Below are 25,795 nucleotides of genomic sequence, written 5' to 3' on the forward strand. Positions count from 1 at the left end.
CTCTACGACGTCCAAAACGTGTTGGCTATATATGCGCCGCGACTACCGCACACCCCGCCGCGCACCCCACAGCAAGCGCGGCGCCCGGTGGGATCACATGCCCCACCGGGGAGTTATCTCGATAACGGTCAGGGCTGCGCGACGCAGGACCGCATTGCGGCGATGCCGCAGCGACATCGGCATCTCCGCCCTGGCCAGAGCACGGCCGCGGGCCTGGTCGGGGTGGTCGGCGGTGACGATGAAGACATGAACGCCGGACGCTCCATCAGCGGTGAGCGTCGGAATGGTGACAGCCCAGTAAGGCATGGCGCGTCTCCTGCGGGACATGCAGCGAGGGGTGAGAGCAGGGAGGGCGGATCGGCGTGCGACTGGTCTGCCGCTGCTGCCCGACCGGCAGCACCGCTAGAGATAGAACGTTCTGTTACGCCCAACCATAAGGCACAGCCCGGATGCTCTCAAGGCTTTGTCACCACACCGGGCGGCCACGACCCCTACGTCCGGCCGGCGTGTCATGTCCCGTCGGCGCTACGCCACGCCGCGCTGCGCCGCCAGCCCGCGGATCAACGAAACGAACGGGCCCACCTGGGAGCTGTAGGACAGGTTGTCGAAGCTGTTCGTCACCGACAGACCGTCCGTCATGGCTCGCCCGAGGACCGCCAGTTCCTCGACGAGATGCTTGGCGTCCTCGCCATCGCCGGGGGCGAAGATCGGAGTGAGGGCGTCCACCCAGGACTGGTGGGCGAAGTCACGGATGCGACGCACGATCTGCTGAACCGCCTCGGCATCCTTGTGCGGGCCGACACTGATGGCGACCAGGAGACGCAGGTAGTCGGGCCGCCGATCGAGGGAGTTGCAGGCCGCCGAGAACCACGCTTCGAGACGTTCGAGTGGCGCCAGGTCGTCGAACGAGGACGGGTTGGGGAACAAGGCGTGCAGTTCCTCGAAGGTGCGCTCGAGGAGCGCTGCCAGGACACCGAACTTGTTCCCGAAGTGATAGTAGATCGAACTCGGCGGCAGCCCGGACTGCGAGGAAAGGTCCGAGATGGCCATGCCGTCGTAGCCCTTTTCCCCGATGAGCGAACGGGCCGCGTTCAGGATGACCTCACGGCTGCTCAAGCCGGCACCAGCCGACGCCGTACCCGATTCTCTCGCCATGGGCTCATCATAGATCCCGACGCCACTCCCCCAGGCCGCGACCCCGCACGCGGTTGCGGACGACGCGTACGCCACCACACGGAGCCCGCGTCGAGCGGTCAGCCCAGCCTCGCCGCGAGTTGATCAAGCTTCTCGCCCAGACTCCCTACGGCGATCGACAGGTGCCCCTCCCTGTCTCCGACATGGAAGCGTACGCCCGGCAGATGGCGGGCCGGCGGCCACTTCGCATGCGCGAGCGGCACCACACGGTCCATCGCGCCGTGCCACAACTCAACAGGGGCAGTGATGGTGGAGGGATCGAACCCCCAGGGTCCCGTCAGCGCGTGAAGGTCATCGGACCATCCGGCGTACCCCGCCGCCAGTCCGTGGCGCATGCTCACGGCGTTTTCCACGCCGTAGACGCCATGGAGCACCGTGGTGTCGGCTTTCGGCAGCAAACTCGCCATCGCGGGGGCGACTTCGGCAAGGTCGTGCTCGCGGACGGCGGCGGCCATCTGCGAGATGACCGCACGGCACGCCTCCACACTCCGCGCCGCGGCCCTGAACTGAATGACACTCATCAATCCCATGTCAATGAGGAAATCGAGCCCATCGGCGTCATAGGGCGCGAACGAACCACTGAGCAACACACCCCGCACACGCCGGGGGTCCACCGCCGCGTCGGCCATGGCATGGGGTCCGCCCGAGGACCAGCCCGCCACCAGATAGCGCTCCGCTCCGAGGTGGTCCATCAGGGTGCGGCTCGCCTCGGCCGTATCGACAAGGGTGCGCCCCGGCACCGGAGTTGAAGCACCATAGCCGGGGCGTGAGTACGTGACGACGCGGTATCCCCGCTCTGTGGCCGAGCGGAAGAGTGCGCCGACCGGAAGCGCCGCGCCCGGCATGCCGTGGTGGAAGAGTACGACTGGTCCGTCATCGGGCCCTCGTACCGCGTACTCGAGAACGCGACCGCCGCCCAGGTCCAGCGACTCCAGTGGTTCCTCCGCCACGCCGCGCACCCGTCCGCCGACCGGACGACGCCCGACTCCCGGATCCACTCCGTCGGCGTTGATCGCATCGTCTCCGAGGCGCAGGTGACCCGGGCGACCTTCTACCGGCACTTCCCCAGCAAGGAAGACCTGGTGCTCGCCTACCTGGAGGAGTCGCACCGATCCGAACGCGACCAGGCCGACGCGGCGTTCGCCGCGGAGCTCCCGCCGGCGGACACCCTGCGAAAGCTCAGCGTGTCGATCGCGCAGCGGATCCAGGTCCCCGGCTTCCGGGGCAGTGTGCAACAGCCGCCGGGCGCCTGTTCGACCCGTCGGTGGTGTGCGAGACATTCCTACGCGGGGTCGACGTGCTCCTGCGCGCCCACGCCACAGCTCCTCACAGCGAGCCGGACACGATGTCACCTGCCGGGCACTGAACACCCCGGCCTGTCACACCAGTTCGCCGCCGAAGGACGTGGCTTCACACCACCGTCGTACACGCCCCTGCGGGCATGAGTGAGGGACCGACTGCCGCTGAGCGGAGTCGGTCCCTCACACACGCTGCACGCAGGCCCCGGCCTTGTGCCCCCGAGGGGTTTCGGCCCGGGGCTTCGCGCGGTCAGTCCGTCTTCGGCGCCGTTCGACCCAGACGGAGCGCCGAGATGAGGAAGAAGATGGCACCCGGGACGGCGTAGCCGATCGCGCTGGTCAGCTTGGGGTCGTCCGCGCCGGCCGACGCGACGAACGACGCGCCCGCCAGCACCGAGATGCCGCCACTGAGGATCATCGGCCACTGGCCACCCATCGCGCGCCGCGGAACGGCGACGATCAGCTGGACGAGACCGGCCACAATGGCCCAGGCACCCCACACGCGCAGCACAGCCGGAATGCCGGACGCGCAGGCGATGCCGACGCCGATGGCGGTGATGAGGCTGACGGCCATGTTCACGTACAGCAGCCGGGGGGATCCCTCCGAGCGCGAGACTTTCGCGTCGTAGATGGCGGCGCCGACGTCGAACAGCGGGTACAGCACCAGGAGTACGGCCCCGACCGGCGTGATGTCCGAGGCCATGGTGAGCATCACGACGGCCCAGACGATGGCGAAGGCGAACCGGACGAAGTAGAGGCGCCGCAGGGCGGACGCGGTGCCGGAGATGCCGGACGGAGCAGCGAGGGTGCTCACTGTGTTCCTTTCAAAGGTCAGGAAGGGACGGAGAGCCGGTCCGGTGGCGGAACACATGAACGCCGCCAGCAAGAACGACCGGTCCGTCTCGCAGCATGCCAAGGAGTCGGCTCGACGTCAATACAGAACGTTCTTTCCGCTGCATCTTGACAGCCATCACTTCGCTCGACAGGCTGGACGAGACAGAACGTTCTACTCGGTCTAGTACGGACCGCAGTCTCGCATTTCCGGTCACCGGAACAGGAGCAAGCAAAGTGACTGACACCATTTACAAGGGCATAGCCACGTCCACCGGCGACGGCAGAGCGGGAGGCCGGGCCCGGACCAACGACGGCCTGCTCGACATCACCCTGGCGATCCCGAAGGAGATGGGCGGCCCCGGCGGCGCGACCAACCCCGAGCAGCTGTTCGCGGCCGGCTGGGCCTCCTGCCTCCACTCGGCCCTCAAGGCCGTGGCGGCCCAGCAGAAGACCCAGCTCTCCGACTCCGCCGTCATCGTCGAGGTGGGAGTGGAGAAGACCCCGGAGGGCGGGCTCGGTCTCAACGCCGCCCTGCATGTCGAAGTGTCCGGCGTCGAGCAGGGGGCTGCGGACAAGCTGGTCGAGGCTGCCCACGCGATGTGCCCGTACTCCAACGCGACGCGCGGCAACCTTCCGGTGAGCATCGACGTCACGGTCGCTTGACGCCGCCGATCGGGGGGAGGACTACGCCTGCCCCCGATCAACGGGGCCTCCAGCGATGGCATGACATCGGAGTGAGCCGAGTGAGCCCCACCGAGATCGTTTCCCCTTACATCCATAGAGCGCACGTACTATAATTTGAATCGAACGTTCTATCTCTTATGGATGTGATCGAGGGCGTATGAGTCGGAGTACTGAAGGCGGCACCGTTTCCGAGGCGCGGACGCGGCTGCTCAACACGGCCACCCGGATCTTCTACGCCGAGGGGATCCATTCCGTCGGCATCGACCGCATCGTCGCCGAGGCACAGGTGACCCGGGCCACCCTGTACCGGCACTTCCCGAGCAAGGAAGACCTGGTGCTCGCCTACCTCAAGCAGGCCGACCAGGGCATACGGGGACAGGTAGCGGCGGCCGTGGCGAGCAGTCCGTCACCGACCGACCAGGTCCGCGCCGTGGCCAAGTCGATCACCGACGGCATCCAGTCCGCCGGCTTCCGCGGCTGCGCCTTCCTGAACGCCGCAGCCGAGTACTCCGACCCCGCCCACCCCATCCACCAGGCCGTCCTCGCCCACCGCCAGTGGTTCCTCACCACCGTCACCGACCTGCTCGCCCACACCAGCGACAAACCCGCCGACGCCGCCGGCCGCCACTTCATCATGCTCCGCGACGGCGCCATGGCAGCCGGCTGCCTCTTCGACCCGAAACTCATCTCCGACACCTTCCTCAACGGCGTCGAAGGCATCCTCAAAGCCCGCACCATCCCCCACCTCACCGCAACCACCCCCGCCGCGGAGTCCTGAACATCACGGACACGGTGTCTCCTCAACCTGCCGCAAGCGACCTCGTAGAAGTACGGCACCTGCTGTCACACACCTGGGGTGTGTCCGGCCTCGACCACCCCACCCGACTTGAGGACCTGTACGACGCACGCGCGGCAGCCGCTCACATGGCCTCCCATATGCCGTGGTGGAAGCCCGGCACAGCCTCCGGCTACCACCTCCTCACGTACGGCCATCTGATCGGCGAGCGGGTCCACCTGCTGACCGGCCTGCCGCTGCGCGACTTCGCGCAGCGGCACATCGCCCAGCCCCTCGGCGCCGACTTCCAGATCGGCTTGCGCGACGCCGACGCCGAACGAGTCGCCGACGTCATCGCGCCGACGCTCGACTTCGATCCAGAAGCACTTGACCACGACACCGCCGCGTACAGGACCTTCACCGGTCCCGCATTCACCGCCAGTGTGGCCAACACAGCGGCCTGGCGCGCAGACCTGTAAGCGGCCAACGGCGTCGCACGCTGTCCTGGATCCCTGACGGCCGCATCGCATACTGGGGCAGCTGGGGCGGCTCGATGGCAATCAACGACCTGGACCGCCGCATGACGATCAGCTACGTCATGAACAACATGGGCGCCGACATCCTCGGTTCACAGCGAGCCACCGCCCGCACCACCGCGATCTACCAAGCCCTTGGCGCCAACCGCCTTGCCTGGCTGCCGAGTTGGCCACTGGGCGGTGAGTCCACCGAGGACACGTAGCGCAAGACGGCCGTCGTGGACGCCGTGCTCGCCGTCGCCGAGGAGACCGGGCTGCCCGCGGGCCAGGTCGCGGTCGCGTGGGTGCGCCGGTTCGCCACTCGCTCCACCACCCCGCTCCTCCCGGTCATCGGGCCGCGCACCATGCCGCAGCTGAAGGACTACCGCGCCGCGTTCGCGTGCAGCTCGACGCCGCCCACTACGAGCGCCTGGACGAGGTCAGCCGCCTTCTGCTGCGCCGGCCCCACGAAGTGGCGGAGACGGTCCGGCTGCTCGGAGGCGACGCCGACCACTTCCGTATGCCGATCTTGCCCATGGCCTGAAGCAACCTGCGTACGCCTTGCACGGGCAGCACCGCGCGTGCGCACACACCGGAGGGCCGGGCTGCTGACGGCGAGCACCGGTCGTAGGCAGCGAGCGTGAGTGCCGATACCGGGCGCGAAACGCCCTCTCGCCCGTGCATCGGCAGGTGGGCAAGAGCCGACAACAGAACGCGGACGGACCCTGCGTAGCCGCCCCGCCCTTACTCGGCGCCCCGTGCCTCGATCAAGTCAAGGTCGCGGACGCAGAAGTTGTGGTGCTCGAAGGTCTCGTTGAGCACCGTGCCGAGGCACTGTCGCACCAAGCGGCCCCGGGCGTACGGCGGCCAGACGTCGTCGTCCGGCACCGGCGCTCGGGCTGCGAGCTGCACCGCGGTGACTTCGTCGAGCCAGGCCTCGAGCTCGGCGGCCTGCGCGGCGCGCACGCGCACGATCTCGTCGAGGTCCGGATCGAGCGACAGGTCGAGCCCGTGCGCTTCACGGTAGGGCTCGTCTGCCGGCCCGATGCCCATCGGCGTGAACAGCTCTGTCGAGCCCAGGCAGCAGCGGCGGAACCACGAGTCGTGGACGAAGATTAGGTGACGCAGCGTCTGCACCGCCGACCACTCGTCGTTCACGCTGCGGCGCTCGCTGCCGGGCGTACGGCGGATCCGCTCGATCGTGGCTGCCCAGCCGGCATGGAGCTGCCGCGCTGCCTCGCGCAGATCGGCAGGGTCCTCGGAGCGGATCAGCACCCGCACCGGATGACGCCGGTCGAGCTCTGCCTCTACGTACTGGGTGACCTCGACACCATTCACCACGAGGTTGGTGATGAGCCCGTCGATCACGGCATCCTGCATGACGACGCCGATCAGGCGTGCCCCGGTCAGATCGCACTCGCGGAACTCCGCACCCTGCAGATCCTCATCGATATACCGCTTCATGCTCCGCATGCTAGGTCCGAGCACTGACAAGCCGACGCTCCGGCGACTTCATGTGGCCGCCGTACTCTGCGGACTGCTTCAGCCAGGCGGAATACACATACGCGGCCACCAGTTGCAACGGAGCATGCATGATGATCAGGAGCCACTCAGCGGCATACATCCTTTGCTCGCCGAGCGCTTCAGCCCCTACCGGTTCGATCCGTCCGTGGCTGTGGACGACCGTGCACTCGGGCTGCTCCTGGAAGCCGCGCGTTGGGCACCGTCAGCGGGTAACTCCCAGCCCTGGGGCTTCTTCACCAGTCGGCCCGGAGAGCCGGACCATGACCGCGTTCTCCCCCACCTGGCACCCAGCTCGGCCCGCTGGGCGGCGGACGCCGGTCTGCTCGTCGTCGCGCTGACGCGCCGGTACGTCGATGACACGCAGTTGCTCTATTCCGAGTTCGCGGAGTACGACCTCGGCCAGGCCATCGCCCACATGACCTTCCAGGCCCAGGCCATGGGTCTGGCCACGCACCAGTTCCGGGCCTTCGACCTGGAGGGGCTCACCAAGGAGCTGAAACCCAACCCGGGCTGGGTGATCGTCTCCATGGTCGCGGTGGGCAAGGCGGCCGACGAACCTCTGAAAACCCGCACCCGGCGCAGCCTCGCAGATGTGCGCTCCGCGCCCTGGTCACCGATGCCATAGCGGTCCTGACGGTCGAACGTCGAGCCCGCCGCCCCGGACGCAAGCCGCATCCTGTGTGGATCCGCTGGGAGATCCGCGACCACATCCACGAGGCCTTCCTCCCCTCGGATGCGCACTCATCTGCTGGCGGCGACTGCGCGCTCTGGTGAGCGTCGCCGTGAGCTGCTGCCACATCAAGCAACGTTCGCCTTGTCGATGGCTACTCTGACGACGTGGCCGATGAGAAGGCAGGGAGGAGCGGCTCGATCCGACGCCGCTCGTGGAACCCGGTAGTGTCCACCGTTGCGCTTGAACTGATCGGCCTCGGGTTCTGCGGGTTGGTCGCTCTGGTGGGGTGGCCGCTCGGATGGCTGCCCGACATCAGTTTCGTCGGCCTCGTGACGGGTCTGATAGCGATCGGGCCTGCGGCTGAGTTGTACCGCGGGGCGGGCCCGCCGCGTCGGCTTGCTGTTGTTTCCGCGCTCCTTGCGCTGGCAACGGTGAGGCTGCTCGTGGCTGCAGCAGTGAACTGGGCCTTCCCTGCGCTGGCCGATCCGGGCGTCGCTATCCTCGTCGGCTACCTTGTTGCGCTACCCATCGGCGTGGCTGTGCTGGCTTGGTTCCTCACCAGGGCGCACATTGCCTGATGCGGCACTAGTCAGCCGCCCCTAGCCGGTTCAGAACTTCCCTGGGAGTGAAGCTCCAGCCGACCAGGCGCGGTCCGCTCCAGTTGATGCCGATCACGAGCCCATCCCGGGCGGCATCGGGCAGTACACGATCGCGCCAGGTACCCAAGGACATGGCATCAACGCGAAGTCCATGCCCCCACATCTTCGCTGCCCTCTGGGCGCGGAGCGAGGTCGACCAGAAAGGGAGACTGCGCGTGCCGTCCGCGGAGGAGTGAGTCGGGCTTCCGTTGTCATCCCGGACAAACCAGACCACGTTGCTTTGGCGGACGTCTCGGAAGAATGCCGCCGCTTGCGAACCGCTCTGACTCATGGCTACCGAACCTACCGTTCGACACTACTTGATTCGTTACGAGTTCTTGGACCGCCTGACGAAGTGGTCTTCGAGGCGGTTCAACAACTCCCGGACGGATGAACCGGGGTGGCGCGGCCGAAGCCGACAACTATCGCGCGCATGCTGCTTCCTGGGCGGCCATGACTTCATCGCCGTACTCGAAGGCCCATGCGCCGACGGCGTCGATGGGTGCCAGGAAAGTCCGGCCCAGAGCGGTGAGTTGATAGGTGACGCGTGATGGTGCGTCGGGGTGTGCCTGCCGGTCGACCAGTCCGTTGAACTGCAGTCGGCGCAGCGTCTCGGTGAGGACCTTGGAGCTGATGCCCCCGATCTGCTCCCTTAGTTCGACCGGGCGCCTGGGGCCGTCGCGCAGTGCCCAGAGCACCACGGCGTTCCAGGTGTTGGAGAGCAGGTCGAAGGCGAGGCGGGCGCGGCAGTCGGCGAGGAAGGCGTCGGTCGTCACGTACCAAATGGTGCCTGAACGGCCTTCTAGCGTCGGTGGGAACGGTCGAAGCAGGTACGGAGATTGGAACGCGTGATGAGGATCGGCGTACTGGGAACGGGCAACATGGCCGACGCCCTCGCCACCCACTGGGCGAGGGCCGGGCACCAAGTGACCGTCGGGGGACGGGACGTACACAAGGCGGAGCGGCTCGCGATGCGCATCGGAGGCGGCGCGCAGCCTGTCAGTCTGCGCGCGGCGGCCGACTTCGGTCAGGTGGTGCTGGCCGCGCTGCCCTTCGGAGCGGGAGTGGACGTGGTATGGGAGCTGCATGCGGCCCTGGAGGGCAAGGTGCTGCTCGACTGCTCCAACCCGGTGGGGCCGGGCTTCCGGCTGCTGACGGAAGGAGGTCGCTCGGCCGCGCAGCAACTTGCCGCGGCGGCACCGGGAGCTCACGTGGTCAAGGCGTTCAACCTCTGCCACGAGGACGTGTGGCGCATGCGGCCGCCCGTCTTCGACGGGCGACCACTGGCCGTGCCCATCTGCGGGGACGACGAGACGGCCCTCGCGCGCGTACGCGAGTTGGTGCAGGACGTGGGCTGCGAACCCGTGGCCGGCGGTGGTCTCGCACGTGCGGGACTCCTGGAGGCGACCGCCGCGCTGTTCATCGGCCTGTGGGTCGGCGAGGGAGCGGATGCGCAAGCGATCGCGCCTCCGTTGGCGTACGCGGCTGGACCGATTCACCTGCACACGCCCTCCCCCGCCCCTGGCGGATAAGTTCGGCCCGCCAACGAGGCGGCGCGAGCAGCATGTTCGTAGGAGTTCACTGGAGACTGAGCGGGGTCTCCGATGTGAGGTGGGACAGCTTCTCGGGATTGCGGACGAAGTAGAGGCCCGTGATGCGACCGGCCTCGATCTGAGCCGCCATGACGCCGTCCAGTTGACCGTCCAGGTGGACGAGCAGGGCCGGGCTGCCATTGACCAGGGTGGGGCCGAGGGAGATCGGTATCGGGGTTTTGCTGAGGCCGCCCGTCAGGAGGCGAGCCACCTTGTCGTGCCCGATGATCGGACGCAGTACGGCGTGCTTCACGCCGCCGCCGTCGCCCATGTAGACGACCTCGGGCGCGAGCACGTCGAGCAGGCCTTGCAAATCTCCGCCCTCGAGCGCGTGCAAGAACGATTCCAGTACGGCGCGCTTCTCCTTCTGAGACACCACTTCGCGCGGGCGGCGTGCTTCCACGTGCCGGCGTGCCCGGACGGCGATCTGACGGACGGCCGCGGGTGTCTTGTCGACCGCCGCGGCGATCTCGTCGTAGCCGACCTCGAAGACCTCGCGCAGCACGAAGACGGCCCGTTCGACCGGTGACAGCGTCTCCAGGACGAGCATCACCGCCATCGACACGCTCTCGGCCAGTTCCACGTCCTGGGCCACGTCCGGCGCGGTCAGCAGCGGCTCCGGCAGCCACGGGCCCACGTAGGCCTCCTTGCGTCGCGACATCGCGCGCAGCCGGTTGAGGGCCTGCCGGGTCGTGATCCGTACGAGGTAGGCGCGCTTGTCACGCACCTGGTCGAGGTCGACCTGGACCCACCGAAGCCACGTCTCCTGCAGCACGTCCTCGGCGTCCGCGGCCGAGCCGAGCATCTCGTACGCAACGGTGAAGAGCAGATTGCGGTGGGTGACGAACACGCCTGTGGCCCGGTCAACGATGTGATCACCATCCACGTCCCGATGACCGTCCATCTCCCCTTGACGGTCCATCTCCCCGTGACCGTCCGCCTCCCGATGACCGTCCACCTCCCGATGACCGTCCACCTCCCGATCACCTTCCATCGCGTGATCACCTCCCCTCGGCCTGGTGCTCCGCCACCCGTCCGGCGACCGCTTCCTGAGCCGTCAGGGCCTCCAGCGCCTTGCGGCGTCCGGCGCCTCCCTTCATGCGGTGCAGCTTGTATCCGCCGGGCTTGTGCGCCTCTTCGGCCAGGTGCTTCGGGATGCCCTTGCAGACTCCTTCCTTCATCTTCGCGCCGAGGCGACCGTCGATGTGGAACCACACCGCTACGTCGGACTTGTTGCCGAACTGGAAGATGCCGGCGCTCCGGCCCAGGCTGATGCACTGAGCTCCGAGCGACTGGTTGAGGGTCTCGGGCTGCTTCCCCTCCAGCCGGCTGAGCACCGTGTCGGCGGCCCGCGCGCCCATCGGCATCGCGTACAGGCAGCTCATCCGCAGCGGCAGGCCCGAGGGTGCGGCCGAGTCTCCGGCGGCGACGATGCGCTCGTCGTTCACACTCGTCAGCGTCTCGTCCGTGAGCAGGCGACCCAGAGCATCGGTGCTCAGTCCGCTGCGCGCGGCCAGGTCGGGCACTCCGAAGCCGGCGGTCCAGATGGTCACCGCGCTCGGCAGGTCGCGGCCGTCGGCAAGCCGCACCGCGTCACGCGTCACCGCTGTCACCTTCGTGTCGGGGCCGTCCACGACCCTGACTCCGAGCGCCGCCAGCTGCCCCGCCACCGAACGCCGCCCTCTCGGGTGCAGGTACGGCCCGAGCACCCCACCGCAGACCAGGGTCACGCTACGGCCCTGCTCCGCCAGCTCGGCGGCCGTCTCGATGCCCAGCGGGCCGCCTCCGACCACCGTCACCGCGGCCGATGCGGCCGTGGCGTCCAGGACCGGCAGCAGCCGCTGCACCTCTTCCAGGCCGGCGATCGGGTGCGCGAACTCGGCAGCGCCGGGAACCTGCGGGTCGGCGCTGCCGCTGCCCACTGCGTAGACCAGGTAGTCGTAGCCGACCGTGCTGCCGCTCGCCAGCTCCACAGCGCGCCCGGCCGCGTCGATCCGCGTCGCGCTGTCGACCACCAGGCGGACGCCCTTCGCCAGGACTTCCTGGTAGTCGACCACGGCGGAATCGGTCCCGCCCACCAACTGGTGCAGGCGGACCCGGTGGACAAAGTTCGGGCGCGGATTGATCAGCGTGACTGTCACGTCGCCGCGCTGGGTCATGCGGTTCGCCGCCATGACGCCGGCGTATCCGCCGCCGATCACCACCACATCAGTGTTCTCAGCCATGATGCCTCCCTCGTTTGTTGAGCGATTCGGGCACAAGACACCGGCTGACCGAACTCTGTGACAGCTGGTGAGGCAGGTCACTCCTCGGCTTGCCGACGGCCACTGTGAGGGCACGCAGGGCGTTGAGGGCGTACGTGTCCAAGTGGTCATGAGGCTGCGGGAGTGCGGAGGCCTGCTGTTGTACGGGCCGCCCGGTTGTGGAGGCGGTTGACGGTCGCCGACTGAACTCCCCCCGCCCACAAGGGCCATGACGGCCTCGACCAGGTCATCCGTGATCCACCGGGACCAGCGTCAGCCGACCCAGAAGCGTCATCACCGGGTCTTCCCGGCCTGCACACCCTCACTCACCTCAGCGGCGGGGACAGGCAGCTTCTTCTGGGCGCTCCTGACACGGTTCTCCGCATAGCCCATGCCGATGAGCACGACCAGACCGCCCACCACGAGGTTCCAGGTGACCGGCTCGTCGAGTACGAGGACGCCGACGATCACGGCGGCGACGGGGACGACGTAGTTGACGGCGGAGGCGGTGACGGCGCCCAGGTCGTTGATGAGCCGGAAGTACAGGATGTAGGCGAGGCCGGTACTGAGCACGCCGAGAGCGACGACGGCGGCGGTCACGCGGCCGGTCAGGGCCGGGGTGTCCCACTCCAGGAACGGGGTGACGGCGCCCTGGATCACCGTGGCGGCGACGAGCTGCGACGCGGCACCGGCGAGAGGCTTGACGCCCCGCGGGGAGAGGAACCTGCGGACGTAGACGAAGCCGACGGCATAGCTCAACGCCGCGCCCAGACATGCCAGTTGGCCCCCGGCGGAGCCGAGCCGGTCGCTCCACGGACCGATGAGGATGACCACTCCGGCGAAGCCCGCCACCAGACCGACGGCCTTGCGGGCGGTGGCTCGTTCCTCGGGCAGCACCAGAGTGGCGACGGTGAGGGTGAGCAACGGAGTGCCGCCGATGAGAACGCCCGCGATACCGGCGCCCGTTGTCTTCTCCCCGTAGGACAGGAGCAGGAAGGGGATGACATTGCCGAAGAGCGCGGCACCCGCGTAGTGCCCCCACAGGAGCGCACCCATGAACAGTCGGCTCAACTCGAGTTGACTGGGTGTCAGACCTTCTAGGGACACCTTGATCAAGGTGAAGCTGCTCCCCCACAGGGTGGCGAGGAGTAGGAAACGGGCGCGAGGCGGGCCCAGACCTCTCGGCTGCCGGCGGTGAGCCGGGTGCCCCAGTCGGTAGCGAGGGCGGCGACGAGGAAGAGGCCCCGGCCGCTCTCTGCGAGGTCGTCGGGCTGCCCGACGACCGGAGCGCCGCCCTTGCCGGACCCGGTGCCGGTGCCGGTGTCGGTGCCGGTGCCGGTGTCGGTGCCGGTGTCGGTGACGCTCACCGTCACCGCTTCCGCGCTCAGACTGACACTGCAGATGACGTCCGACGCGTCGGTGTGTTCGACGGCGTTGGTGACGAGCTCGGTGACCAGGAGCATGGCGGTGTCCACCGTCTCGGCAGAACGCTGCCACGCCCGCAGCAGAGCTCCGACCCGATGACGGGTCTCAGGGATGAACTCGGCACGCCGAGGAAAGGCCCACGTGCGTGCACCGCCTGCCTTGGCTGTCACTGCCATCGTGTTCATCTCGGGCTCCTGGGGCTGTGTGTTGACTCCAGGAAAGACCTGCCGGCCCATGTGAACCATGGATGCTCCGCCACACTCCCCGCACCTCCGGTGGAGGATCGACCAGCCCGGCGGGGGCAAGGAGAGCCTCCGGGCCTACGCGGTCGGGGCGGCGGTCTCGTCGGTGGGATCGGCGTCGTAGGCGCGCGTGTCAGGGTGGATGCGCACCGCCTCCAGGTACTCGGCCACCGCGTCCCGGTTGCGCGCCAGGCACTCGATGCGCCGGTTCATCTGTTCCAGCTCGGCTTCCAGGGTCGCGATCATCTCCGGCGTGGCGTCGGGGAAGTGGATCACCCGTGGCTTGTCCAGGCACGGCAGGATCTGCTTGATGATGCGGGTGGGCAGCCCGGCATCGAGCAGCCCCCGGATCTGCAGCACTCGGTCCACGAACCGCTCGTCGTAGGCGCGGTACCCGTTCGGGGAGCGTTCCGCGACGATGAGTCCCTGTTCTTCGTAGTAACGCAGCAGCCGTCGGCTCGTGTTCGTGCGTTGTGACAGCTCGCCGATCCGCATGTGTGCCACCTCACGCCATGTCCGTTTGCCCCTCACATCAATGTGAGGGTTTGAGCATATCCGCATGACGACTCAGCAGGCGCCTGCCGGTTCCGGCGCGCAGATGCACAAGCAGCAACTGCCCATGGGGGCACTGCTCGCGTTGGCCATGGCGGTGTTCATCACCAGCCTGACGGAGACGCTGCCCGCCGGACTTCTGCCCGAGATGAGCGCCGACCTGCACGTCGGGGAGTCCGCGACGGGGCAGACGGTCACGATCTACGCGCTGGGCACCGCCCTCACCGCCATTCCACTCACCGCGGCGACCGGCGGGTGGCGCCGCAAGCGCCTGCTGCTGACCGCCATCGCGGGGTTCGCCGTCGCCAACACCGTCACGGCCCTGTCGACCTCGTACCCCCTGACGATGGTCGCCCGGTTCGTGGCCGGTGTGGCCGCTGGCCTGGCCTGGGCCCTGCTGGCCGGCTACGCCCGCCGTATGGCACCGCCCGGCCTCGAGGGCAAGGCCATCGCCGTCGCCATGGCCGGCATCCCGGTCGCTCTCTCCCTGGGCGTTCCCGCGGGCACCTTCTTGGGGCAGGCGGTCGCGTGGCAGGCGGTCTTCCTCGTCATGAGCGCCCTCGCTGTCGCCCTGATCGTATGGATCACGGCTGCTGTGCCGGACCATCCGGGGCAGCGTCAGGAGCACCGCGCTCCGATGCGTCACGCGCTGCGCGTCCCCGGTGTCGCCCCTGTTCTCTTCGTGACGCTGGTCTTCGTCCTGGCCCACACCGTCCTGTACGCCTACATCGCGTCCTTCCTCGCGCACATCCGCATGGCCGACCGCACCGACCTGGTCCTGCTGGTCTTCGGCGGTTCCTCACTGTTGAGCGTCTGGATCACCGGTGCCCTCATCGACCGCCGGCTGCGCGGTCTGACCATCGCCGCGACGCTGCTGGTCGGTGCAGCCGCCACCATCCTCGCGCTGGTGGCCGACGGCCCTGCTCCGGTCCTCATCGCCGCGCTGCTGTGGGGCCTCGGGTGGGGCGGTGTGCCGACGCTCCTGCAGACGGCTGCCGGGCACGCGGGGCGTGACCGGGCCGACGCGGCGCAGGCGATGCTCGTGACCCTGTGGAATGTGGCCATGGCGGCCGGCGGTGTCGTCGGCGGCGTCCTGCTCGACCTGCTCGGCGCCGCCTCGTTCCCCCCGAGTGTGCTGGTGCTTCTCGTGCCGACGCTGCTTGTCGTTGTCGGCGCGCGTACCAACGGTTTCCCGGCCGGACATCGAGCAGACAGGGTGTGACAGCGAACCTGAGACGTCGTCAGCCGCCGAAGGACCAAGGGCCGAAGCGGCCCCACGCGATGAAGACGGCGAGCGCGAGATAGACCGTGTTGAGCAGCACCAGTCTGAACTGGCCGATACGACCGTGGGTGATCATGGCACCGACCATGAGGGCGATCCAGCAGGCGGCCGTCACCGGCACCATGAACGGTGCGATGTCCAGCACGGCGGGCAGCAAGAGGCCTACCGCCGCGAGGAGTTCGAGGATTCCGAGGCTCTTGACGAAGCCGACGCTTGCGGCTGCCGTCCACTCCCCGCCGTGCTGCGCGGACAGTTTTGCCTTGGGGATGAGGGTCTTGCTGATCCCGCCGGTCAGGGCGACCGCGGCGAGCAGTCCGCCGGCGATCCATAGAGCGACGTTCATGGGTGAACTCCAGGGTGGGCTGGGTGAGTTGGGTGTCGTGAGTACGGCGGTCGGTCAGCCGTCGAAGGAGGTGCTTGCCGGGTCATGCCCCTGAGACGAGACGCCCTGCGCGGCTGTGACATGCCCCTGTGCCTTCAGCGCGGCCTGCCCATGTCGGCGCCGCCACGAACGACGGACCCTACGGTCGGGACGACGACTGATCCGCCGCGCACGAGAAGGAGGTGGCACCCATCACGCCCATGCGAGAGAGAGTCACTCCGAATGCGAAGCGACTCGGACTCCCCGTTTCCTCCATCATTCTCCGGATACGACGCTGGACCGTTCGCAGACCCGCGCCCGACCGTCTGGCGATCGCGGCATCGTCCATCCCGGCCCCCATGAGTTCGAGTATTCGGGTGTCGAGGGCGTCCAGGCATGGGTGGGGATAGGTGTTTCGGTTTCCTGATTCGTCTCTCACCCGAGACCTCCGAGCCTTTGCAGGGTTCTGACGTAGCCACAGCGGTGGGCGGGGCCACCCTCAAGACACCGGACCCTCGCTTGCTGTGACATCTGGGCCACTGGAGGTTTCACCACTCATCAAGGCATGACGACGGCATTTCCTACCTCGCCCCGGCCCCGCCCGTCCTGCTTTCTTTTCCCCATGACACCAGCGCACCCGGCATGCGAAAGTATCGACATTCCCGCAGGCGAGGGCAGAGCCGTCCTCCTCGACGCGGGGCAACGGGTAACCATCATCGATGTCGAGGGCCAACAGGTCGGCGACGTCTTCGCCTTCTCACGTGACGACGTCCGCGAATACCACTCGGCTTCACACACGCGGGCACACGTCAACCGTCTCTTCCCCGCGGTCGGGGAGCAGTTCGTCACCAGCCGGCGTCGCCCCATCCTCACACTCGTCGAGGACGCGTCGCCCAGGCGTCATGACATGCTCATCGCCGCCTGCGATCCGGCCCGCTACGCAGCCCTCGCAGCCCCTGCCGACCACGCTTCGTGCGCCCGGAACATGCACGACGCCCTCGCGACGGTGGGGCTGTCCACCGAGATCGTGCCGCAGCCGATCAACATCTTCATGGACATCCCCGTAGGCCAGGACGGCGCTCTGACCTGGGAGACCTCGACGTCCCGGCCAGGGGACAGCATCACCTTCCAGGCGGAGATCGACTGCGCGTTCGTGGTGTCCGCGTGCCCACAGGACGTCGTGGGCATCAACGCCGGCGCGCCCACCCCTCTCAGACTGCTGACACAGAACGGAACACCTTCATGAACACCCTCGCAGCGCACCCCGCACTGGAACCCGTGACCCTGGCGGGCGCCAAGTTGGCGAACCGGCTCGCGGTGGCTCCGATGACCCGCGTCTCGGCCGGTGAGGACGGCACGCCCACGGAGGCGATGAACCGTTACTACTCCGCCTTCGCCGAGGGCGGCTTCGGCCTGGTGATCACCGAGGGCACGTACACCGATACCCAGTACAGCCAGGGCTACTTCTTCCAGCCGGGCATCGTGTCCGAGAAGCATGTCGAGGCATGGCGGCCGATCGCCGAGTCGATCCACGCCGGCGGTGCCCGTGCGGTGATGCAGTTGATGCACGCGGGCGCTCTCTCCCAGGGAAACAGGTACCGCACGGACACTGCGGGGCCGTCCGCCGTCCGTCCGAAGGGGCAGATGATGCCCGAGTACGGCGGATCCGGTGCCTGGCCCACCCCGCGCGCCATGTCCGACGACGACATCGAGACCGCCGTGCAGGGGTTCGCCGCCGCCGCCGTGAACGCGCGGCGAGCCGGGTTCGACGGTGTCGAGGTGCACGCGGCCAACGGCTATCTGCTCGACCAGTTCCTCACCGACTACACGAATCTGCGCGACGACTCCTACGGAGGTCAGGTGTCGCACCGGATCAGGCTGACCGCGCAGGTCGTCGATCGCGTTCGCACCCTGGTTCCCGATGAGGGTTTCGTGCTCGGTGTCCGGCTCTCCCAGACCAAGGTCAACGACTTCCAGTACCGGTGGGCGGGGGCCGGCGACGCCCGTGTCGTCTTCACGTCCCTGGCCGATGCCGGGGCCGACTATCTGCACATCGCGAGCGAGGGCCGGGACTGGATCGAAACCGCGCGCCTCGACGACGGGGACACGATCACCGCCCTGGCGAAGAAGGTGACCGGGCTTCCGGTGATCGCCAACGGCGGTATGCACGACCTGGACCAGGCCGCCCAGCTCCTCGAGGGCGGCCACGCCGACGTGCTCTCCCTGGGACGCGGTGCCCTGGCCAATCCCGACCTCCCGAACAAGGTGGCCGGCGGACACGAACTGGAAACTTTCGACCACGCGATGCTCCAGCCCAGGGCCTCCCTGGAGAATGCCGAGCAGTGGCGCCGCAACGCGCGCGCCTGAACAGTTCCAGGCAGTTCTGAACCATCCGAGCCGTCCCGAACAGGACGGCCACCAGCCACCCACCTTCCCCCCGACCCACGTTGACATGTCGGCCGGGCCACAGGAGCCGGAGCATGGACACTTCCTGGCGCGGCGGAGCCGCTGCCGTCGCGACACTGACCTTCGACGTGGACGCCGAGGCACCGATCCTCGCGCACGGAGCGCACTACGCCTCCCATGCGTCGACCATGACCCACCAGTCCTACGGCCCGGACGTCGGCGTACCCAGAATCCTGGACCTCCTCGACGAGACCGGCGTACCCGCGACGTTCTTCGTGCCGGGCTGGGTGGCCGAACAGCGTCCGGGGCTCGCCGCCTCCATCATCGAGCGCGGTCACGAAGTCGCTCATCACTCCTACAGCCACCGTCCGCCCACCGAGATGACGGCCGCCGAGGAACGCGAGGACTTCGAGCGCGCGATGGACGTGTTCGCCTCCCAGGGCGTCCCGGTCCGCGGGCATCGCTCGGCGAACTGGTCCTCGACCTGGTTGACGCCCTCGCTGGTCGCTGAGTACGACCTGCTCTACGACTCCTCCCTCATGGGTGACGACCGCCCCTACTCCCTGCGGACGGAAGCCGGGACGGTCGTGGAACTCCCGGTGCACTGGTCTCTCGACGACTGGGAGCAGTACGCCTTCCTGCCTGCCCCGCACATCGGCCAGGTCATCGAGTCACCGCGCAAGGTCCTGGAGATGTGGACGGACGAGCTGGACGCCATGAGGCACTACGGGTGCCTGTTCAATCTCACCACCCATCCGTTCCTGAGCGGTCGGCCCTCGCGGGCGGTGGGTCTGCGCAAGCTCATCGAGCACGCCCAGAACCGCGGGGACGTCCGTTTCGCCAAGTGCTCCGACGTCGCCTCGGCGGCACGGGCGGATGCCTCACTGCCACTGCGCGATTCCGCCCCGCCCACACCTGCGGGCCCACCCCGACAGCCATGAGGTGCACCGACATGTCCCCGTCCGGCGCAGCAACCGACTCGTTCCCGGTCCGCGTCTTCGGCGGACCCACGGCCCGCTTCGACTACGGCGGACTGGGCTTTCTGACCGACCCCACCTTCGACTCCCCCGGCGACTACCCGGTACCGGGCGGCCTGGTTCTGTCCAAGATCGCGCCTTCGGACGGCGGCCCAACCGGCCTGGGGCGCCTCGACGTTGTGCTGCTCTCGCACGACCAGCATCCCGACAATCTCGACCACGCCGGCCGTGCCCTGCTCGCCGGCGTCCCCCTCACCCTCACCACCCCCGACGGCAGCCGACGTCTCGGTGGGATGGCCAGAGGCCTTGCCGACTGGGAGTCCGTCGAGCTGCAACGCCCGGGCGGCGGCACCGTCGTCGTGACGGGGGTACCTGCCATCCACGGGCCGGGACCGCGTGAGCAGGTCGAGCCCGTCACCGGCCACGTCGTCGGCTTCGTACTGACCGGCGACAACCTGCCCACTGTCTACGTCAGTGGCGACAACGCTTCCCTGCAGGCGGTCAGCGAGATCGCCGACCGCTTCGCTCCGGTGGACACCGCCCTCCTCTTCGCGGGCGCGCCCCGCTTCCCCGCTCTCTTCGACGACCAGTGCCTCGCCCTGGACAGTGCTCAGGCCGCCGAGGCCGCGGAGATGCTCGGCGCCCGCCGCGTCGTGCCCGTGCACTACGACAGCTGGGCCCACTTCACGGAGGGCCGTGACGCGCTGCTGGCCGCCTTCACAGCTGCCGGGCTTGCTGGGCGTCTCGATTGGGGCCGCAGGGACTGACGGAGGTCGCCAGGTGTCAGCCGGCTCGTGCCCGTCCACGTTCCTGCATCCGGAGAACGCACCATGAGTGAGATCGAGAAACTGGCCGCAGCGCTGCGTACGGGCGAAACGACGGCCGAGGCCCTGGCCCGCCGCTCCCTTGCACGGATCGCGGACCGCGACAACGAGACAGGAGCCTTCGCCGTCGTCGACCAGGCCGGGGCCCTGAGCGCCGCACGCCGCGCGGACCGCGAACTGTCCGACGGTGTCGACCGAGGCGTTCTGCACGGCGTACCGGTGGCCGTGAAGGATCTCATCGATGTCGCGGGCCTGCCGGCCACCCGAGGATCGGCCCACTTCGCCGGCCACCGGGCTGCCACGGACGCGGAGTGCGTACGACGGCTGCGGGCAGCGGGAGCGGTGATCATCGGCACTACGGTGACGCACGAATTCGGCTACGGCCCCACCGGCGACCGCAGTTGGCACGGCCCCGCCCGCAACCCGCTCGACCCGCGCCGCATGACGGGTGGCTCCAGCGGCGGCAGCGCGGCCGCTGTGGCCGCGGGGATGGTGCCGGTGGCACTGGGGACGGACACGGGAGGCTCCGCACGTATCCCGGCCGCGCTGTGCGGCATCGCCGGTTACAAGCCGGCGTTCGGCAGGGTGCCGACCGACGGAGTGTTCCCGCTCTCTCCCAGCCTCGATCACGTGGGTGTCCTGGGCGCAACCGCTCGGGACTGCAGGCTCGTCATCGACGCCCTCGGCCCCTCGCCCGCCAGCAATCGCCCTCTCGAAGGAACCGGTGCGCGAATCGGCTGGCTCGGAGCCACACCCGACGCTCCAGTGGAATCGGCCGTGTCGGATCTGACGCGCGGCTCCCTGTCTCGACACGATGTGACGCAGATTCAGGGCGACTTGCTCGCAGACATGCGCGAAGCCTTCGGCGCCATTCAGAGCAGCGAGGCCTTCGCCACCCACGCCGACCGGGTGCGTGACCGACCGGACCTCTTCGACGCCGAAGTACTCGACCGGCTCAGGACCGCGTCCGAGACCCCCGGATGGCGCCTCGTCCGGGCGCTGCGAGCCAGAGAGGTCGCCCGAGAGGAAGTGAACGGCTTGCTCGAACGCTTCGACCTCCTGGCCTCCCCGACCGTCGGCATCACGGCGCCCCTGATCGGCGAACGCCAGGTCACCGTCAACGGCACGTCCCACACCGTACGAAGCACACTCCTGGCCCTCACCAGCCCGTGGAACCTCCTGGGGCTCCCGGCACTGAGCGTCCCCGCCGGCCATGTGGGCGGGCTGCCGGTGGGCGTACAACTCATCTGCGCACCGGATCGTGAAGAGTTGCTGTTCAGTGTCGCCGAGGGCATGGGTGCGGTGCAGCGGGAGCACACCGACGTGAGCTGTTGAGCTTGGTCGTCGTCGAGGCGGCCGGAGACGGCTGTCGGCGGTGACGCGGATGCCACCGCCGGTGGTGGATCTCCCGGCTTCACAACGCCAGCAGCGCGTCTGCCTCCAGCGCGAGCAGAAGGTCGAGGCGTCCTTCGAGGGTGCGCGGATCGCGCCCCGTCAGGGTGTGGATGCGGTCGAGCCGTCCGTAGAGCCCGTTGACGTGCAGGTGCAGTGCCTGCGCTGTCTTCGTGTAATGCCCCTGGTACTCGATGAGATGGCGCAGTGTGCTCTCCAGAGCACCGTCGGCGTGCTTGGCGTCGTACGCGCGAAGGGGGTTGAGGATCGCCCTGAGGTGCTGCAGGAGCTGGGGTTCGATGCTGCTGAGCACGGTGTGATAGGTGGGCAGGTCGGCCAGGCGGGCGACGGTGATGTTGCGGCCGGTGCGGCCGAGTACCTGGCTCGTTCGCCGGGCTTCCAGCAGGGCGGTGCGGAGGTTTCCGGCGCTGTGGACCGGGTCGGCCACCGCGAGGGTCGGGGCGTACGAGGAGAGGTCGGCCGCCAGGCCGTGACACCAGTCGATCAGCCCACCGTCCGGCTGCCGCCACGCGAGGACGACCACGACGTCGTGCGGGCCGGTGGCCGTCATCGCGGGGATCCCGCGCTCGGAGAGTGCCGCTCCCAACCCGGCGGCCAGCTCGGACATGGTCGTCTCGCCCCGCGAGGAGACCGCCAGGACGACCAGTGGCTCACCCGCGTCAAGGCCGAACGCGGCGAGTCTGCGAGTGATGTCCGGGGTCGACCCGGTCCCGGAGACGATCATGTCGATCAGCTCGTGGGCGAAGCGTTCCTCGTTGGCGCGGACCGCCTGGCGGCGCGCGATGTCCAGAACCAGGAAGTGGGCCGCCTGGCTCAGCGCGCTCTGCTGCGCGTCGGAGAGGTCGGCCGCGGGCCGCAGGCAGAGCAGGGCCGCTTCGGGCCGGCCGAAGGCGCCGACCGGCACGAGTGTGGCGGTGCCCGTATCCAGAACCAGTTCCAGGGGCGGTGGCTTGCGGACGAGTGCGGTGGTGGTGACCGTGCGGTCGGCTGCCGTGAGAGAGGTCCCGGCTTCGGCCAGGAGCGCGCCGGTGCGGTCGACGAGTGCGAGCGGCACGTCCGGGTGTTCACGCCGCAGGACACGCAGCACGCCTGCGGCTCCGTGCTCCGCAGCGAGCGTGTTCGCGAAGGTCTCGGCGCGCCGCAGGGTGGCCATCAGGGAGCCGCGGCGATCATCGGCCAGGACGTTGGCGGCGGCATGCGTCACAGCGGCGAAGGGGACCTCGATGGGAAGTTGGAGCAGGAGCAGGTTCGCCTCGCGGCAGGCGTCGATCAGGGCCGGCGGGGTCCGGGGAGTCGCGTCGAGCAGTCCGAAGACGATGCCCCTCGCACCGGCCGCGCAGCACGCTTCGACGAAGGCCTCGGGCTGCACCTCCGGCATCCACAGGCCATTGGTCATGACCAGCTCGGAGCGGCCGATGTAACCGGAGGGGTCCGGCAGCTCCGTGGTGTGCACCCAGGAAAGCTCGGTCTCCAGGGCCTCGGGCGGGCCGGTGACGAGGACCGAGAGTCCCAGTTCACGGACCGCCACGAGGGAACCGACGGTGAGCACAGTAGATGTTCCTCCACTTCCGGGACCCCGGATGAGGGTCGTTTCTCCTCTGGGACGGCAGTATGCGGGATGGTTCTCTGTGGTGGCCGCAGAAAATCCCCTGAGGAGGTTCTCATGAATCCGGCCCCACGCCCGCTTTTGTCCGAAACTCAGGAGACGGAGCCTGCGCCGATGCCGCAGAGCTTTGACGCCCATGGCGTGGAGCCCATTCCTGAAAGCAGCCGGGATTCCTCGCCGAAGGATCAGTGGTGGATCTGGGTCGGCGCCAATGTCGCTCCGATCAACTGGGTTCTCGGGGCACTGGGGATCACCCTGGGACTTACCCTGGTGGAGACACTGATCGTCATTTCGCTCGGCAATATCGTGGGCTGCGCCGTGTTCGGTCTCTTCAATTTGATGGGCCACCGTACCGGCGTCAACCAGATGGTGCTCGGCCGCTCCGCCTTCGGGCGGAAGGGAGCGATCATCCCCGGGGTGGTGCAGGGCCTGCTCACCATGGGGTGGGTGGGTGTGAACACGTGGGTGGTCCTCGACCTCGCCATCGCTCTTCTCGGCAAGATCGGCATTCATGGTGGCGAGGGGCTGAAGTACACGGTCGCGGCCGTCATCATGGCCGCGCAACTCGGTCTGGCCGTTTTCGGTTTCTACGCCATCCGCACTTTCGAGCGGTGGACCGTGCCGGCGACCGTACTGGTGATGGCGATCATGACCGTGCTGTCCCTCACGCAGGCGGACCTGCGGTGGACGTCGGGCACCGCGACCGGTGCGGACAGGGTCACCGCCATCACCCAGCTCGTGACCGCGATCGGGGTCGGGTGGGGGGTCAGTTGGGTGCCCTATTCCGCGGACTATTCACGCTTCGTCCCGTCCCGCTGCTCCGGGAAAAGCGTTTTCTGGGCCACCGCGCTCGGAATGTACGTACCGACCGTCTGGCTGGCCGCGCTGGGCGCCTGTCTCGCCAGCACCGGACAGGGCGGCGATCCCAGTGAATTGGTCATCGGCGCTTTCGGTGCCATGGCACTTCCCATCCTTCTGCTGATCATGCACGGTCCCGTGGCGACCAATATCCTCAACCTCTATTCGTGCGCCTTGGCCGCCCTGTCGGTGGGCGTGCGGGCGGCACGGTGGAAGGTCACCCTCGTGGCAGGCGCTGTCGCCGGCGTGATCCTCCTGGTTTTCATGCAGTCGCACAGCTTCGCCGAGTCCTTCGACCACTGGATGACATCGATCCTGGTCTGGATCAGCCCGTGGGCCGCCGTCATGCTGACCGAATTCTTTATTCTGCGCCGCGGCAGAATCGACGTGTCCCAGTTGTACGGAAATCACGGCCCGGCCTGGCGCTGGCGGGCGCTCCTCGCTCTCGCCGCCGGCATCGCCGCTGCGTGGTCCTGGCAGTACGGGCTGGTACCGCTCATGCAGGGGCCGCTCGCCCGGAGCATGCACGACACGGACTTCTCCTGGCTGTCGGGCGCAGTGGTCGCAGGAGGTCTGCACTATCTCCTCACCCGGCAGGAGCACCGGTCGGTCCTCAACAAGGCTGCCACCGACTCCGATTGACGACCCGTCGGGACCGTGGCGAACTCGCCGTCCGGTCCCCGTCACCCTGAACCGCCGATCACGTACTTGGAGCGAACCGTGGCTCACCCGGCTCTGCAGCCGTTCACCCTCGAGGCAACAACACTGCCCAACAGGCTGGCCGTTGCCCCCATGACCCGTATATCTGCCGAAGACGACGGCACACCCACCACCGAGATGGCTGACTACTACGCAGCCTACGCGGAGGGCGGCTTCGGCATCGTCATCACGGAGGGCGTCTACACCGATGCGTTCTACAGCCAGGGCTACTTCAACCAGCCAGGCATCGTCACCGACCGGCACACCAAGGCATGGGGCCAGATCAGCGACGCGGTCCGTCAGGCCGGAGCTCAGCCGGTGATGCAGCTCATGCACGCGGGGGCGCTGTCCCAGGGCAACCGCTACCGCCGCTGTACAGCCGGTCCATCCGCCGTCCGCCCTCTCAGGGCGATGATGGAGGCTTACGGCGGCAGCGGTCCGTGGCCGGTCCCCAAGGCCATGTCGCTCAACGACATCGAACGCGTCGTCGCCGGCTTCGTCGACTCGGCAGTGGCCGCAAGAGCCGCCGGCTTCACCGGCGTTGAGGTGCACTCCGCCAACGGCTACCTCCTCGACCAGTTCCTCACGCCGTACACCAACACACGCACGGACGAGTTCGGGGGAAGCGTCACCCACCGCGTCCGACTCACCGCCACTGTCGTCGAGGCCATCCGCGCCGCGGTTCCGGACCCGGGGTTCTGGGTCGGCGTACGCCTGTCACAGGGCAAGGTCAACGACCACACCTACCGGTGGGAGCATGGCGCCGAAGAGGCGGCGCTCATCTTCGCCACCCTCAACGGCGCCACCTACCTGCACATCGCCGGCGAGGGCTCCGGGTGGGAGGAGGGCGCGTTGCTGGACAACGGCGAGACCATCACCGCCCTGGCACGCCGGGTGACGCAGAAACCCGTCATCGCCAACGGCGACTTGGCGGACGCCGACCTCGCGGCACGGGTCGTCCGGGACGGCCACGCCGACCTGATATCGCTCGGCCGCAGCGCCCTGGCCAACCCCGACTACCCCACCAAACTCGCCCGCGGCACGGCGCCGACGGCGCTCGATCCCGCCATGCTGACACCCAAGGTCACCCTCGCCAACGCCGCTCGCTGGAAGACCCGTACCGGCACCTGCGTTGTGTAGCAGCCGATCCTGCCTGGCGCCCGCGCGGCTGAGTGGTAAC

General features: G+C 68.4%; 31 protein-coding genes. 17 read left to right on the plus strand and 14 right to left on the minus strand.

Going from position 1 to position 25,795, the window contains the following annotated elements; translation table 11 throughout:
- Nucleotides 1–93: 93 nt before the first annotated feature.
- The 3 genes from MQN93_RS30775 to MQN93_RS30785 form a co-directional block, all read right to left on the minus strand.
- Nucleotides 94–306, minus strand: a complete 213-nt coding sequence (locus MQN93_RS30775) for a hypothetical protein (RefSeq protein ID WP_242712123.1) — start codon at nt 304–306, stop codon at nt 94–96.
- Between the two features lie 219 nt (nt 307–525).
- Nucleotides 526–1,155 (minus strand): TetR/AcrR family transcriptional regulator, encoded by a 630-nt coding sequence (locus MQN93_RS30780; protein WP_016432698.1) that lies wholly within the window; start codon nt 1,153–1,155, stop codon nt 526–528.
- 98 nt (nt 1,156–1,253) lie between these two features.
- Complete coding sequence (locus tag MQN93_RS30785) at nt 1,254–2,039, minus strand: alpha/beta fold hydrolase (RefSeq protein ID WP_242712124.1); 786 nt, start codon at nt 2,037–2,039, stop codon at nt 1,254–1,256.
- 6 nt (nt 2,040–2,045) lie between these two features.
- Here MQN93_RS30785 and MQN93_RS44280 point away from each other — a divergent pair, with 6 nt between their 5' ends.
- Nucleotides 2,046–2,639: a TetR/AcrR family transcriptional regulator gene (locus MQN93_RS44280; protein WP_308404445.1), complete on the plus strand. Its 594-nt coding sequence runs from the start codon at nt 2,046–2,048 to the stop codon at nt 2,637–2,639.
- Between the two features lie 103 nt (nt 2,640–2,742).
- Here the strand turns inward: MQN93_RS44280 and MQN93_RS30795 are convergent, their stop codons facing one another.
- On the minus strand, nt 2,743–3,306 hold the full coding sequence (locus MQN93_RS30795; protein WP_242712125.1) for a hypothetical protein: 564 nt from the start codon (nt 3,304–3,306) through the stop codon (nt 2,743–2,745).
- Nucleotides 3,307–3,560: 254 nt separating this feature from the next.
- On the opposite strand from MQN93_RS30795, the gene MQN93_RS30800 reads away from it, so the two are divergent.
- The 5 genes from MQN93_RS30800 to MQN93_RS30820 all read left to right on the plus strand — a co-directional run bounded on the left by MQN93_RS30800 (nt 3,561) and on the right by MQN93_RS30820 (nt 5,844).
- Nucleotides 3,561–3,989: an organic hydroperoxide resistance protein gene (locus tag MQN93_RS30800; protein ID WP_242712126.1), complete on the plus strand. Its 429-nt coding sequence runs from the start codon at nt 3,561–3,563 to the stop codon at nt 3,987–3,989.
- Nucleotides 3,990–4,167: 178 nt separating this feature from the next.
- Entirely contained in the window at nt 4,168–4,788 is a 621-nt protein-coding gene (locus tag MQN93_RS30805) for a TetR/AcrR family transcriptional regulator (protein WP_242712127.1), read from the plus strand.
- 14 nt (nt 4,789–4,802) lie between these two features.
- On the plus strand, nt 4,803–5,264 hold the full coding sequence (locus tag MQN93_RS30810; RefSeq protein ID WP_242712128.1) for a serine hydrolase domain-containing protein: 462 nt from the start codon (nt 4,803–4,805) through the stop codon (nt 5,262–5,264).
- A gap of 74 nt (nt 5,265–5,338) precedes the next feature.
- On the plus strand, nt 5,339–5,524 hold the full coding sequence (locus tag MQN93_RS30815; RefSeq protein ID WP_242712129.1) for a hypothetical protein: 186 nt from the start codon (nt 5,339–5,341) through the stop codon (nt 5,522–5,524).
- A 176-nt stretch (nt 5,525–5,700) separates the two neighbouring features.
- Nucleotides 5,701–5,844, plus strand: a complete 144-nt coding sequence (locus tag MQN93_RS30820) for a hypothetical protein (RefSeq protein WP_242712130.1) — start codon at nt 5,701–5,703, stop codon at nt 5,842–5,844.
- A 200-nt stretch (nt 5,845–6,044) separates the two neighbouring features.
- Here MQN93_RS30820 and MQN93_RS30825 read toward each other — a convergent pair whose 3' ends face one another.
- Nucleotides 6,045–6,764 carry a DinB family protein gene (locus tag MQN93_RS30825; RefSeq protein ID WP_242712131.1) on the minus strand — a complete coding sequence of 240 codons (720 nt, stop codon included), beginning with the start codon at nt 6,762–6,764 and terminating at the stop codon, nt 6,045–6,047.
- Nucleotides 6,765–6,888: 124 nt separating this feature from the next.
- On the opposite strand from MQN93_RS30825, the gene MQN93_RS30830 reads away from it, so the two are divergent.
- Entirely contained in the window at nt 6,889–7,449 is a 561-nt protein-coding gene (locus MQN93_RS30830) for a nitroreductase family protein (RefSeq protein WP_242712132.1), read from the plus strand.
- Between the two features lie 212 nt (nt 7,450–7,661).
- The gene (locus tag MQN93_RS30835) at nt 7,662–8,075 is read left to right on the plus strand and encodes a hypothetical protein (protein ID WP_242712133.1); all 414 of its coding nucleotides are present in this window, start codon (nt 7,662–7,664) and stop codon (nt 8,073–8,075) included.
- Nucleotides 8,076–8,082: 7 nt separating this feature from the next.
- Here the strand turns inward: MQN93_RS30835 and MQN93_RS30840 are convergent, their stop codons facing one another.
- Together MQN93_RS30840 and MQN93_RS30845 are read right to left on the minus strand one after the other, a co-directional pair.
- Nucleotides 8,083–8,427, minus strand: a complete 345-nt coding sequence (locus MQN93_RS30840; protein WP_242712134.1) for a DUF2750 domain-containing protein — start codon at nt 8,425–8,427, stop codon at nt 8,083–8,085.
- 130 nt (nt 8,428–8,557) lie between these two features.
- Nucleotides 8,558–8,911 (minus strand): winged helix-turn-helix transcriptional regulator, encoded by a 354-nt coding sequence (locus MQN93_RS30845; protein ID WP_242712135.1) that lies wholly within the window; start codon nt 8,909–8,911, stop codon nt 8,558–8,560.
- Nucleotides 8,912–8,986: 75 nt separating this feature from the next.
- Here MQN93_RS30845 and MQN93_RS30850 point away from each other — a divergent pair, with 75 nt between their 5' ends.
- A complete protein-coding gene (locus tag MQN93_RS30850; RefSeq protein WP_242712136.1) occupies nt 8,987–9,667 on the plus strand; it encodes an NADPH-dependent F420 reductase in 681 nt (226 codons plus the stop codon).
- A 46-nt stretch (nt 9,668–9,713) separates the two neighbouring features.
- Here MQN93_RS30850 and MQN93_RS30855 read toward each other — a convergent pair whose 3' ends face one another.
- The 5 genes from MQN93_RS30855 to MQN93_RS30875 form a co-directional block, all read right to left on the minus strand.
- On the minus strand, nt 9,714–10,631 hold the full coding sequence (locus MQN93_RS30855; protein ID WP_242712267.1) for an RNA polymerase sigma-70 factor: 918 nt from the start codon (nt 10,629–10,631) through the stop codon (nt 9,714–9,716).
- 97 nt (nt 10,632–10,728) lie between these two features.
- Entirely contained in the window at nt 10,729–11,952 is a 1,224-nt protein-coding gene (locus MQN93_RS30860; protein ID WP_242712137.1) for an NAD(P)/FAD-dependent oxidoreductase, read from the minus strand.
- 312 nt (nt 11,953–12,264) lie between these two features.
- A complete protein-coding gene (locus MQN93_RS30865; protein WP_242712138.1) occupies nt 12,265–13,077 on the minus strand; it encodes a DMT family transporter in 813 nt (270 codons plus the stop codon).
- A gap of 5 nt (nt 13,078–13,082) precedes the next feature.
- Entirely contained in the window at nt 13,083–13,640 is a 558-nt protein-coding gene (locus tag MQN93_RS30870) for an ATP-binding protein (protein WP_308404447.1), read from the minus strand.
- Nucleotides 13,641–13,715: 75 nt separating this feature from the next.
- Nucleotides 13,716–14,132, minus strand: coding sequence for a MerR family transcriptional regulator (locus MQN93_RS30875; RefSeq protein ID WP_242712139.1), 417 nt, complete (start codon nt 14,130–14,132; stop codon nt 13,716–13,718).
- A 64-nt stretch (nt 14,133–14,196) separates the two neighbouring features.
- On the opposite strand from MQN93_RS30875, the gene MQN93_RS30880 reads away from it, so the two are divergent.
- Entirely contained in the window at nt 14,197–15,411 is a 1,215-nt protein-coding gene (locus MQN93_RS30880; protein WP_242712140.1) for an MFS transporter, read from the plus strand.
- Nucleotides 15,412–15,430: 19 nt separating this feature from the next.
- On the opposite strand, the gene MQN93_RS30885 is transcribed toward MQN93_RS30880, so the two are convergent.
- Nucleotides 15,431–15,814 (minus strand): DoxX family protein, encoded by a 384-nt coding sequence (locus MQN93_RS30885; RefSeq protein WP_242712141.1) that lies wholly within the window; start codon nt 15,812–15,814, stop codon nt 15,431–15,433.
- 640 nt (nt 15,815–16,454) lie between these two features.
- Here MQN93_RS30885 and MQN93_RS30890 point away from each other — a divergent pair.
- The 5 genes from MQN93_RS30890 to MQN93_RS30910 all read left to right on the plus strand — a co-directional run bounded on the left by MQN93_RS30890 (nt 16,455) and on the right by MQN93_RS30910 (nt 21,374).
- On the plus strand, nt 16,455–17,078 hold the full coding sequence (locus MQN93_RS30890) for a DUF1989 domain-containing protein (RefSeq protein WP_242712142.1): 624 nt from the start codon (nt 16,455–16,457) through the stop codon (nt 17,076–17,078).
- Complete coding sequence (locus MQN93_RS30895) at nt 17,075–18,199, plus strand: NADH:flavin oxidoreductase (RefSeq protein WP_242712143.1); 1,125 nt, start codon at nt 17,075–17,077, stop codon at nt 18,197–18,199. The genes MQN93_RS30890 and MQN93_RS30895 overlap by 4 nt, the downstream gene beginning before the upstream one ends.
- Nucleotides 18,200–18,312: 113 nt before the next feature.
- The gene (locus tag MQN93_RS30900; protein WP_242712144.1) at nt 18,313–19,179 is read left to right on the plus strand and encodes a polysaccharide deacetylase family protein; all 867 of its coding nucleotides are present in this window, start codon (nt 18,313–18,315) and stop codon (nt 19,177–19,179) included.
- An 11-nt stretch (nt 19,180–19,190) separates the two neighbouring features.
- Nucleotides 19,191–19,982: an MBL fold metallo-hydrolase gene (locus MQN93_RS30905; protein ID WP_242712145.1), complete on the plus strand. Its 792-nt coding sequence runs from the start codon at nt 19,191–19,193 to the stop codon at nt 19,980–19,982.
- 63 nt (nt 19,983–20,045) lie between these two features.
- A complete protein-coding gene (locus MQN93_RS30910) occupies nt 20,046–21,374 on the plus strand; it encodes an amidase (protein WP_242712146.1) in 1,329 nt (442 codons plus the stop codon).
- Nucleotides 21,375–21,453: 79 nt separating this feature from the next.
- On the opposite strand, the gene MQN93_RS30915 is transcribed toward MQN93_RS30910, so the two are convergent.
- Nucleotides 21,454–23,001 (minus strand): PucR family transcriptional regulator, encoded by a 1,548-nt coding sequence (locus tag MQN93_RS30915; RefSeq protein ID WP_242712147.1) that lies wholly within the window; start codon nt 22,999–23,001, stop codon nt 21,454–21,456.
- 114 nt (nt 23,002–23,115) lie between these two features.
- Here MQN93_RS30915 and MQN93_RS30920 point away from each other — a divergent pair, with 114 nt between their 5' ends.
- Both MQN93_RS30920 and MQN93_RS30925 read left to right on the plus strand, forming a co-directional pair.
- Nucleotides 23,116–24,558: a purine-cytosine permease family protein gene (locus MQN93_RS30920; RefSeq protein ID WP_242712148.1), complete on the plus strand. Its 1,443-nt coding sequence runs from the start codon at nt 23,116–23,118 to the stop codon at nt 24,556–24,558.
- Nucleotides 24,559–24,636: 78 nt separating this feature from the next.
- Nucleotides 24,637–25,755 (plus strand): oxidoreductase, encoded by a 1,119-nt coding sequence (locus MQN93_RS30925; protein ID WP_308404449.1) that lies wholly within the window; start codon nt 24,637–24,639, stop codon nt 25,753–25,755.
- The last annotated feature ends 40 nt before the right edge of the window (nt 25,756–25,795 follow it).

The organism is Streptomyces spinosisporus (genome assembly GCF_022698145.1).
Classification (GTDB): Bacteria; Actinomycetota; Actinomycetes; order Streptomycetales; family Streptomycetaceae; genus Streptomyces; species Streptomyces spinosisporus.